Annotated in this window: 11 protein-coding genes; 5 read left to right on the top strand and 6 right to left on the bottom strand. The window is 66.1% G+C overall.

Translation table 11 applies throughout. The features are described from left to right. Positions 1-100 precede the first annotated feature (100 nt). Positions 101-523 (top strand): hypothetical protein, encoded by a 423-nt coding sequence (locus tag Q1J95_RS11125; RefSeq protein WP_300267590.1) that lies wholly within the window; start codon positions 101-103, stop codon positions 521-523. Positions 524-616: 93 nt separating this feature from the next. On the opposite strand, the gene Q1J95_RS11120 is transcribed toward Q1J95_RS11125, so the two are convergent. Continuing rightward, positions 617-979, bottom strand: a complete 363-nt coding sequence (locus tag Q1J95_RS11120) for a GntR family transcriptional regulator (protein WP_300267592.1) — start codon at positions 977-979, stop codon at positions 617-619. Continuing rightward, positions 979-1,899 (bottom strand): hypothetical protein, encoded by a 921-nt coding sequence (locus Q1J95_RS11115; RefSeq protein WP_300267588.1) that lies wholly within the window; start codon positions 1,897-1,899, stop codon positions 979-981. The genes Q1J95_RS11120 and Q1J95_RS11115 overlap by 1 nt, the downstream gene beginning before the upstream one ends. Before the next feature lie 605 nt (positions 1,900-2,504). Between Q1J95_RS11115 and Q1J95_RS11110 the strand changes: the two genes are divergently transcribed. Then, positions 2,505-3,287: a 5-oxoprolinase subunit PxpA gene (locus Q1J95_RS11110; RefSeq protein ID WP_300267586.1), complete on the top strand. Its 783-nt coding sequence runs from the start codon at positions 2,505-2,507 to the stop codon at positions 3,285-3,287. A gap of 6 nt (positions 3,288-3,293) precedes the next feature. Next, the gene (locus tag Q1J95_RS11105) at positions 3,294-5,012 is read left to right on the top strand and encodes an urea amidolyase family protein (RefSeq protein WP_300267584.1); all 1,719 of its coding nucleotides are present in this window, start codon (positions 3,294-3,296) and stop codon (positions 5,010-5,012) included. Between the two features lie 141 nt (positions 5,013-5,153). Here Q1J95_RS11105 and Q1J95_RS11100 read toward each other — a convergent pair whose 3' ends face one another. Then, positions 5,154-6,500, bottom strand: a complete 1,347-nt coding sequence (locus Q1J95_RS11100; protein WP_300267582.1) for a solute carrier family 23 protein — start codon at positions 6,498-6,500, stop codon at positions 5,154-5,156. Positions 6,501-6,639: 139 nt separating this feature from the next. Here Q1J95_RS11100 and Q1J95_RS11095 point away from each other — a divergent pair, with 139 nt between their 5' ends. Then, complete coding sequence (locus Q1J95_RS11095; protein WP_300267581.1) at positions 6,640-6,903, top strand: type II toxin-antitoxin system VapB family antitoxin; 264 nt, start codon at positions 6,640-6,642, stop codon at positions 6,901-6,903. Next, positions 6,900-7,283 (top strand): type II toxin-antitoxin system VapC family toxin, encoded by a 384-nt coding sequence (locus tag Q1J95_RS11090; RefSeq protein ID WP_300267579.1) that lies wholly within the window; start codon positions 6,900-6,902, stop codon positions 7,281-7,283. Before Q1J95_RS11095 ends, Q1J95_RS11090 begins: the two co-directional genes overlap by 4 nt. 188 nt (positions 7,284-7,471) lie before the next feature. Here Q1J95_RS11090 and Q1J95_RS11085 read toward each other — a convergent pair whose 3' ends face one another. The 3 genes from Q1J95_RS11085 to Q1J95_RS11075 all read right to left on the bottom strand — a co-directional run. Continuing rightward, positions 7,472-8,332: a phosphoribosylaminoimidazolesuccinocarboxamide synthase gene (locus Q1J95_RS11085; RefSeq protein ID WP_300267578.1), complete on the bottom strand. Its 861-nt coding sequence runs from the start codon at positions 8,330-8,332 to the stop codon at positions 7,472-7,474. Positions 8,333-8,375: 43 nt separating this feature from the next. Next, the gene (locus Q1J95_RS11080; protein WP_300267577.1) at positions 8,376-8,756 is read right to left on the bottom strand and encodes a Rid family detoxifying hydrolase; all 381 of its coding nucleotides are present in this window, start codon (positions 8,754-8,756) and stop codon (positions 8,376-8,378) included. Next, positions 8,753-10,238: amidohydrolase family protein (locus tag Q1J95_RS11075; protein WP_300267576.1), on the bottom strand; the 1,486-nt coding region annotated here is incomplete at its 5' end. The genes Q1J95_RS11080 and Q1J95_RS11075, both read right to left, overlap by 4 nt.

The following is a 10,238-nucleotide window of genomic DNA, read 5'->3' as shown; positions in this document are numbered from 1 at the left end:
CCTCACCTGTCTCATAACCCATGGGTTACGAGACAGGTGAGGTTACGAGACACTTCTCACCGCGGAGCGCACTTCCATGATCGTCCCGTATTCTCGCGTCATGGAGATCCGCCGAACGATCGCGCTACTTGGACTTACCTGCGTCTCCGGTGCCCTACTTGCGGGTTGTGCCCTAATACACGGGCCTGCCGATCGCGTTGACGAGTTCGTCGCAGCGGGGCACGAGTGCACCGGTTCATGGTGGATTGGAGACGTGCGCGAGGGCACGAGCGACGAGGCGCGAGGTGTTGCTGAAAACGCACTCGCTGAGGCCGAGGTATCGCCCGAGGTACTCGCGGCTGCCACCAACCTCCTAGACGAGTCCAAGAACGACGTCGAGCGACAGAGCACATCAAAGCTGGACTTCGAAAGCGAGGCCTACATGCTCACCGTGACTCTGCACGTGAAGGATGAACTCGATGCCGCCGGGTACCCCGACATCGACCGAGTACTCGAAGTGTGGTCGGAACACACCTGCTCCTGACGCGTCAATGTCTCTCATCCCATGCGTTGCGAGACGCTTAGGTTACGAGACACGTCGGATGGTTTCGTCGAGAGATTGAGTCTCCCGATCGGATCAATGCTCGGCCTGTTGGTCTAGCCAAATTGCGCGGAGAATTCGTATCGTATCGTCTAGATCAGTGCCGACACGAGCAGCGGTATCCGCGAGTTGGCGAGCGGCCTCCAACACGGGTCGCGGTGTCGTTGTCGCGGTTCGGCTGACGCGGGTTCCTCCGCCGGTTCGGGCGGTGACAAACCCCTCTTCTTCGAGTGCTTTGTATGCCTTTGCGACAGTACCTGGGGCGACATCGAGGTCCTTCGCGAGCTGACGAACCGAGGGAAGGCGCTCGTCCGCCGCGAGCCGTCCGGATGCAACCAGTCCGCGAAGCTGGTCATGGATCTGTTCCGTGGGAGGCGCGGAACCAGACAAGCTGATCATCATGATTCGACCGCGAGCGAAGTCAAACGTCGTGACGGTATGGCGGACAGAGCAACAGAAGTCCAGAAGGCGATGCCGACCGCAGCCGTGACACTTGACGCGCCCGCGAGCGCTGGCTCAAGTGCGGCAAACGTCGTCCAGAACGCCACGCTTCCCTCGGAAGTCGGGAACGAGGATCGCACCGATGCGGTTCCCGCGAGAGAGCCGAAGACAACTCCAAGATGCATGAGGAGAGCCCCGGTGCCCACAGCAAGAACATTGCGTGTGCGAATCATCCGTATGCTCTCGTCCCGCGCTACGTTGCGATTCAGCGCGGGGCGGGCGATGAGGAACAGATCGAACATGGCGACCATGATCATGACAGCCGTGAGGATCAGACACGGCACGGAGTAGAACCAGCCATAGATGCCCGTGCCCATACCTCGCCCCCCGCCCAAGTCGACGAAGTACATCGTGTACTCGCCTGTCGTGGAATCCGGCTGCGACGCCATACCGGCGATCACCGTCAAGACGAGGATGAACGCCAGCGTCAGGGCTGGAGTGATGAACCACCTTCTTCGCGAGAAACTAACTGGTGTTCGCGGTTTGATCTCTGCAGCGCCTCTCCCACTTCGGGCACGGATAGGGAACGCGAGGACCACCATGCCCAGAATTCCCAGCAATAGCGGCACAGCGAACCGATGGTCCCCATACCAGTCCCAGAATTCGCGCGAGATAGCGGATGGCAACAGCGTCGTTGCACCAGTGCCCATCAGTCGCACCACAGCCTGTGCGCCCACGAGCAGTAGACCGGCCGCCAGGGAGATCACACCAACACTGCCAGCTGAGAGCCGCGTCCTGCGCCCCCAGATCAGCCACCATACGAAAGACAGCACGAGGCCGGCGATCAATGAACCCCAAACCAGGAAGAACCATGCCATCTCTTCACCTCCACCTTTGTGTCATCTAAACGGTACACCTATGTACCACCTAGATGCCACAAATGAAGAAATCAACCTTGTCATTTTGATGACCCGTATAGCTTCTTGGGCATGCCCGAAAAGAGCGCGGAGGTGACGTCAGAGGTCGCGTCGAAACACGCTCACCGTCTCGTATCCCATGGGATACGAGACAGTCGCCCCACCTCGCGCGATCGGCTGACGCACACGAGTGTTGAGGACTTCGGACAGAAGTGCCGATGACTTCGGACATTGACAACAGCCGACTGGATTCCGGGGCGTGCGGGGTCTCACATCTATGTCTCGCAACCTGCCAGGTACTAACCACTAGTTGCGAGACAGCCGAAAACGATCGTTTCCGGCAGGATCCGCATCGCAGTTCGGCCCCGGCGAGACACGCCGCCACCAGCCCTGCCGAAACTCCCCGCCGAAACCCTTCGCACCGAAACCAGGCGCTCACCGTTCTCGGCAAGTGCCTGCATGCCACCGTCGACCTCATCCCGAGCGCACCCGTGACCATCCGAACGCCCCCATCGGTATCGTCGTGGGTAGACCCTCTTCGCTTTCCTCCGCGCCGGAGCGTGACAATGCCCACGATCGATCTGAACTCTGACCTCGGCGAGAACGTGCCCGAACGCATCATCAGCGATGATGCGGCGATGCTCGACATCGTCACGAGCGCGAACGTGTCGTGCGGGTTCCACGCGGGCAGCCCCGAAGGCATCCGCTCGACTCTCGCCGCCGCCGTGCAGCGCGGCGTCGCCATCGGCGCCCATCCCAGCTACCGCGACTACGACAACTTCGGCCGCACGGCAGTCGACATCGATTCGGCGACCCTGCAAGCACACGTCGAGTACCAGCTCGGCGCGCTGATGGGGCTCGCCGCTGCCGTCGGCGGCACCGTCGCCTACGTCAAACCGCACGGCGCGCTCTACAACACGATCGCCCGCGACGAGCGGCAAGCCCGAGCCGTCGTCGCAGCGATCAAGGCCATCGACCCGAGCCTGGTGATGCTCGGCCTCGCCGGCGGCGTCGCGCTCGATGTTGCTGCGCACGCCGGGCTCGCCGTCGCGGCCGAAGCCTTCGCCGATCGCGCCTACTTGCCAGATGGCCGACTGGTTCCACGCACACAGGACGGCGCCGTGCTGCACGACCCCGCCGTCGTCGCCGAGCGGATGCTGCGCCTCGCCGACACCGGCATGATCCGCGCGATCGACGGCACGGACGTATGCGTCGACGCTCAGTCGATCTGCGTGCACGGCGACAGCCCCGGATCGGTCGCGATGGCGGCCGAGACGAAACGGATGCTGCAAGCCGCCGGCATCACGATCGCACCGTTCGTCTTACCAGCATCCGGCACAGCGAACTGAGACGCCATGCGCATCCTCACGGCATCCGATCACGCGCTTCTCGTCGAAGCGGCCGATCTCGACGAGGCGATGCGCCTCAACCTCGCCTGGGACGACGTTCCTGGAATCGTTGAACGCATCCCCGGCGCACGCACCGTGCTCGTGCGATTCGACCCGCTGCGGGTCACGGCCGCGGAACTCGCCTCGGTTCTCGAGGCGACGCAGACGGATGCTGAGCGCATCGCGCCCACGCGCCAGGTAACCGTTCCCGTGCGGTACGACGGGGAAGACCTTGCCGCGACCGCGTCGCTTCTCGGAGTATCCACGGAAGAACTCGTGAACCGACACCTCGCCGCCGACTGGCACGTCGCGTTCTCGGGCTTCGCCCCCGGCTTCGGATATCTCGTCAGCGGGGACGCGCTGTTCGACGTGCCGCGCCGCTCGTCGCCGCGCACGCGCGTCCCCGCCGGATCCGTCGGGCTCGCCGGAGCATTCACAGGTGTGTATCCCCGAGAGAGCCCCGGCGGCTGGCAACTCATCGGACGCTCGGATGCCGTCATGTGGGACATCGACCGCAACCCACCGGCGTTGCTCGTGTCGGGGGCGTTGGTGAAGTTCGAGCGAGCCGAGGGGGAGGGGCTTCGACTCGCTTCGTTCGCTCAGCCCGTTTCGACTGCGGCCGCGGTGCGGCCTTCGCTCAACGACCCGCAGCAGCCCTCTGGGGCCTTGACCGAGGGCTCGCCCCGGGGGAGGGAGAGTGAGAGCCAGTCACGCGGGTCGTTGAGCGAGCGGAGCGAGCCGAAACGGGTTGAGCGAGCCGAAGGCGAGTCGAAGCTGACCCCAGCCGCCGAAGAAGGCGAGTCGAAGCCTTCTCCAACCATCGAGGTCATCCGCCACTCACTGCAACTGCTCATTCAAGACCGCGGACGCCCGGGCCACGCGGCCCTCGGCGTCACAGCATCCGGCGCCGCCGACCGCACGGCCATGCGCGACGCGAACCACGCCGTCGGCAACGCCCGGGGCGCCGCGGTGCTCGAGAGCATCGGAGGCCCGACACTGCGCTTCCATGGCAACGGCGTAGCCGCGGTCACCGGCGCCCTCGGAGATATCACCTTGACGGATGCCGCTGGCTTCAGCCGTAGCATCCGACTCGGCACACCGTTCGCAACCGCCGACGGCGACGAGCTCACCCTCGGGCATCCGACCCACGGCCTCCGCTACATTATCGGCGTCCGCGGCGGAATCGACATGCCACCCGCCCTGGGAAGCCATTCAACCGACACACTCGCCGGACTCGGTCCTGCTGCGCTCGCCGCGGGAGACATCGTCGCGGTCGGCGATGCGGCAGAGCGGGCGGTCGCGCCTGACGCGCAGCCACGGGCACTCCCGGCATCCGGCGATCTCGTCGAGCTCGAGATCACTCTCGGTCCGCGCGATGACTGGTTCACGGCATCCGCTCGGCACAACCTCACGACGCAGGAATGGGTTGTCACTCCGCGCTCCGACCGCGTCGGCATCCGCCTGCAGGGTGACGTTCCGCTCGAGCGTGCGACCGCCGGTGAACTGCCGAGCGAGGGGGCGGTGACCGGCGCGATTCAGGTGCCGCTCGATGGGCAGCCCGTGCTGTTCGGCCCCGATCATCCGCTCACCGGCGGCTATCCGATCATCGGCGCGCTCACCGACGGCTTCATCGACCTGGCCGGGCAGCTGCCGCCGGGTGCGCGCGTTCGCTTCCGCGTGCGGTGAGGCTCGGGGCCGGCCGGGCGGGCATGCCCTGTTACACCCGTCGGATGCTGTTGCACCTGCGGGAGGTTTCGTGTGAGTTCCTCCGGTAGATGTAACAGGCTCCGACATTCGTGACAGGCGCGAGGCCGACGCGCGCCGGGATCAGCCGTCCAGAGGGTCGCCACCCATGGGCCCGACGGCCGGGATCGGCCCGCCGTCATCCGCACCAGACTTGCGCCACCTGGCGATCGCATTGCCGAGGTGATAGATCACCAGAGCTGCGACCGTGCCCAACACGATCGCGCCGAGCTGGAACGCGCCCCAGCTCATGGCGAATCCGCCGACGGCCATCACGAACGACACCGCGACGGTGTACTGGTTGACCGGGCGGGAGAAGTCGACCCGGTTGTCGACCCAGATCTTGATGCCGATCACGCCGATGAGGCCGTACAGCGCGGTCGTCACGCCGCCGAGCACTCCGGCAGGAATCGTGCTGAAGATCACCCCGACCTTGGGCGAGAACGCCAGCAGAATGGCCGCACCGCCGGCCACCCAGTACGCGGCGGTCGAGTACACGCGTGTCGCGGCCATGACGCCGATGTTCTCGCCGTAGGTCGTCGTCGCCGAGCCGCCGAAGCCACCCGCGAGCGTCGTCGCCAGGCCGTCGGCGACGAGCGCACGGCCGGTGTGCTTGTTGATCGAGGGGTCGTTCGTCATGGTGGCGACACCGCGCACGTGGCCGACGTTCTCAGCGATCAGCACGAGCACGACGGGCAGGAACATCGGCACGAACACCCACGAGTCAGGGTTCGTCACAGCCGCCAGGTGAATGTCGGGCACACCGATCCACGCGGCATCCGCCACGCCCTCGAAGTTCACCTGTCCGGTGAACAGTGCGACGACGTATCCGACGATCACTCCGAGGAAGATCGAGATGCGCCCCAGAAACCCGCGAAAGAGCACGCTGAACAGCACGACGGCGGCGAGAGTGACGGTTGCCAGCTCCGGCTGCGCCGAGAAGTTGAGCCACGCGGTCGGGGCGAGGTTGAACCCGATCAGGGCGACGATCGAACCGGCGACGACGGGCGGCATGAATTTGTCGATCCATCCGCTGCCGACCGCCTGCACGAGAAAACCGACACCGGCTAGCAGCACACCGACCACGACGACACCCACGAGGGCCTGCGTGATCTGCTCGGGCGTCTCGAGCGCGTTGCCGCCGTTGAGCGCGGTGATCGGCGCGAGGAACGCGAACGATGAACCCAGGTAGCTGGGGAGCTTGTTGCGGGTGAGCAGCAGGAACAGCAGCGTTCCGACGCCAGAGAACAGCAGGGTCGTCGAGACCGGAAAGCCGGTGATGATCGGCACAAGGAAGGTGGCGCCGAACATCGCCACGACGTGCTGCGCGCCGATCGCGAACGTTGCCGGCCAGTTCAGACGCTCATCGGGTGCGACGACTTTGTCGGGGGCGACGTTGCGCCCATCGCCGTGAATCTTCCACAGGGGCATGCGGGGCTCCTCTTATTTAGGGTCGGAGCAACATTACCGAGAACGCAGGCGGATGCCGTGCGCCCGCGCCCGCATGCGATGTCGGATGCCGAGGGTAGAAAGGTGGCGGTAAGGGTAGAAAGGCGGGACAATGGGTGCCATGAGCCTCAACATCAAGAACGAACGGGTGCACGAGATGGTGCGCCGGCTTGCCGAGCTCACTGGGCAGAGCCAGACGAGCGCGGTTGAAGATGCTGTGCGGCGCAGGCTCGATGAGGTGGGCGAGGAAGGGCAGCGGCTGCGCGATGAACGCGCAGCGGCCATAGGTGCAGCCATTGAGCGTTTGCAGGCATTGCCCGATGTCGGGCCAAGCTACGAAGAGATCATGGATGACATGTACGACGAAACGGGGCTCCCCCGGTGATCGTCGACACATCGGCGCTGGTCGCCGTGATGCTCGCAGAACCCGAGGCGCAACGGTTCCGTCGCGTGCTGGAGCAGGAGAGCACGGCTATCTCGGCGGCCACCGTGGTGGAGTCCGAGATCGTTGTTCGTTCGCGAAAGGGCGCCGCTGGTCTGAACGAATTGCGCCAGGCGCTCCAAACTACCGAGATCGTCGCGGTCGACGAACATCAGGCGCTCATCGCCAGCGACGCCTATGAGCGCTACGGACGCGGCTCCGGCAGCCCGGCGAAACTCAACTACGGTGACTGCTTCAGTTACGCACTCGCGATCGCGCGGGACGAGCCGCTGCTGTTCAAGGGCGACGACTTCATTCACACGGATGTGCGGGTGGGGGCGTAGCAGGCTTCGACTCGCTGACGCTCGCTCAGTCCGTTTCGTCTTCGGGGCCTGTGGCTCCTTCGCTCAACGGCCCGCGGGGTTCGGGGACGGGGGCTCCTGCGCTGCTTCGGGGCGTTGAGCGAGCGAAGCGAGCCGAAACGGCTTGAGCGAGCCGCAGGCGAGCCGAAAGCGCGACCCCCGCAACGCCCTTACGCGGTCAGTCGTTCGATGAGTTCGCGGTAGCGGTCGGCGGTGCGCTGGACGATCTCGTCGGGGAGCACGGGCGGCTCGCCCTGCTTGTCCCAGTTCGCGGCGAGCCAGTCGCGCACGATCTGCTTATCGAAGCTCGCCATCCGCTCAGCCGGGGTCATGCCCGACTGCCACGCAGCGGCATCCCAGTACCGGGATGAATCGCTCGTAAGCACTTCGTCGGCCAGACGCAGCGTGCCGTCGGCATCCGTCCCGAATTCGAACTTGGTGTCGGCGAGGATGACGCCGCGCTGCTCCGCGATCGCCGACGCACGCGCGTAGATCGCCAGCGACGTGTCGCGCAGATCGGCGGCACGCTCGGCGCCCACCAGCTCGACCACGCGCTCGAACGTGATGTTCTCGTCGTGCTCGCCCATCGGCGCTTTGTAGGCGGGCGTGAACAGCGGCTCGGGAAGCCGGTCGCCGTTCTGCAACCCCGCGGGCAGCTCGATGCCGCACACGGTGCCGTGTTCTTGGTACTCGGCCCAGCCGGTGCCGGTGATGTATCCGCGCACGACGCATTCGATCGGCAGCATCTCCAACGACTGGGCGAGCATCGCGCGGTCGGCGACGGATGCCGGAATCTCACCCTCGACGAGGTGGTTCGGAAAGTCGAGCTGCTCGAACCACCAGCGGCTCAGCTGCGTGAGCAGCGCGCCCTTGTTCGGGATTCCCGGCTCCAGCACGAAATCGAACGCGCTGACACGGTCGGATGCCACGACGAGGATGCGCGTGTCGGCGGCATCCGATGAGGCATACAGGTCACGGACCTTGCCGGAATAGAGGTGTCGCCAGCCGGGGATGCTCACAGGAGTGCTCATTCGCCCATTATCCCCGGCCAGCGGCGTGCATGACGACGTGGCTTCAGCCCTGGGGGATCGCGGCGACCACGTCGATCTCGACGAGGATGTTCGCCAGCTGCGATCCGACGGTCGTGCGCACCGGGTACGGCTCGGAGAAGAACTCTTTGTACGCCTCGTTGAACTCGGCGAAGTCGGCCAGGTCGGCCAGGTGCACGGTCGTCTTGACGCAGTCGTCAAGCGTCAGGCCCTGCTCGGCGAGCACGGCGCTGACGTTGCGCAGCACCTGACGGGTCTGCTCGCGCACGTCGTCAGACTTCTCGCCGGTGGCCGGATCCTGCGGCCCGAACCCGGCGGTGTAGAAGAACCCGTTCGCGCTGATTCCCTGGCTGTAGGGGCCTGCCGGCTGGGGCGCGTTGGTGGTGTGGACGGCGGTCTTGCTCATATGTTGCTCCGTTCTGTGGATGGTTGATGGTCGGTCTTCTCCCGTCGCAGTCCGCGACCGGGAAGCGGGGAATCGGATGCCGCGGCGACGAGCTCGCCCGCCACCAGCACCGGCACACCCGCGACGAGCACGTCGTCGATTCCGACGGCGTCGTAAAGCGGCTCGGCATAGGTCGAGGCATCCGTGACGGCATCCGGCCGCACGACGATGAGGTCGGCGGCCGCGCCGGGCTCGACGACTCCCCGGCGACCGAGGCTGAAGCGTGCGGCGGGCGCGGCAGACAGGTGCTGCACGGCATCCGCCCACGACCAGGTGCCCGTCTCACGCACGTAGGTGCGCAGGAACTGCGCGAACGACCCGCGAGCGCGCGGGTGCGGATGCGCGCCGATGAAGATGCCGTCGGAGCCGCCCATGTGCGCCGGGTGCGCGAAGATGCGCGCGAGCTCGGCGACGGGACGCTCGTACCGCACAGCCATGACGATGTTCGCCTGCAACCGGCACGCGCGAAGCGTGTCGAGCACGAAGTCGATCACATCAGCGCCCGCGCGTTCGGCCGCCTGCGCGAGCGTCAGGCCGTGCGCCCACGCCAACTCGGGCGCGGCCAGGTGCGACAGCGAGATCATGTGCGGCCATTCGGGCCCGAGGCTCGGGTTGTTCGCGATGCGCGGGAACCAGTCGGTGCGCAGCTGCTCGCGCTGCGCCGGATCCCCCAGCGCCTGCATGATGTCGTCGACCGGACGCGCGGAAAGCTCGGGTGGCAGCAGCGGCATGCCCATGAGGCTGCAGCCGCGGATGTACGGGTAGGCGTCGAAGGTCGTGTCGATATCGGATGCCGCAAGCGCATCGAGTTGCGCGAGCAGGATGTCTGCTTCGGCGTGGAAGTGCGACACGTGCACGCGCAGGCGACTGCCAGTTTCGGCTGCCGCGCCGCGTGAGATGTGCGCAATCTCGTCGATGCCGGCGGCGGAGTTCGCCTCGTAGCCGCCACGCATGTGGCTGACGTAGACGCCGCGCGCTTCGACCACCGGCGCGCACAGCGCGGCGATCTCATCGGCGCTCTGGAAGATGCCGGGAACGTAGTCGAGTCCCGTCGACAGCCCCACCGCTCCGTCGCTCATCCCCTCACGCACCAGCGCCACCATGGCGTCGCGCTGGGCATCGTCGGCGGGGGTCTGCGAGCGTCCGCAGACCTCGAACCGCACGGTGCCGGCGGGCACCAGGTAGGCCGCGTTCACGCGGGAGGTGCCGTCGGCGGCATCAAGGTAGGCGCTCACGCCGCCGCCGGTGTAGGTCGGATGCGGGCCGTTGATGGCGGCGAAGTACTCGCTCGCGTAGGCGCCGTCGCCGGGGGCGTATGAGACGCCGTCCTGTCCGACGATGACCGAGGTCACTCCCTGGCGCAGCAGCGAGCGCTGCACGCTCTCGTCACGCAGCAGTCCGTCGGCGTGCGAGTGCGCGTCGATGAACCCGGGCATGACGAGT

The organism is Microbacterium sp. (assembly GCF_029263575.1).
Taxonomy (GTDB): Bacteria; Actinomycetota; Actinomycetes; order Actinomycetales; family Microbacteriaceae; genus Microbacterium.
The sequence above is the reverse complement of the archived record's forward strand: the minus strand, read 5'-3'. Positions and strand labels throughout refer to the sequence as shown.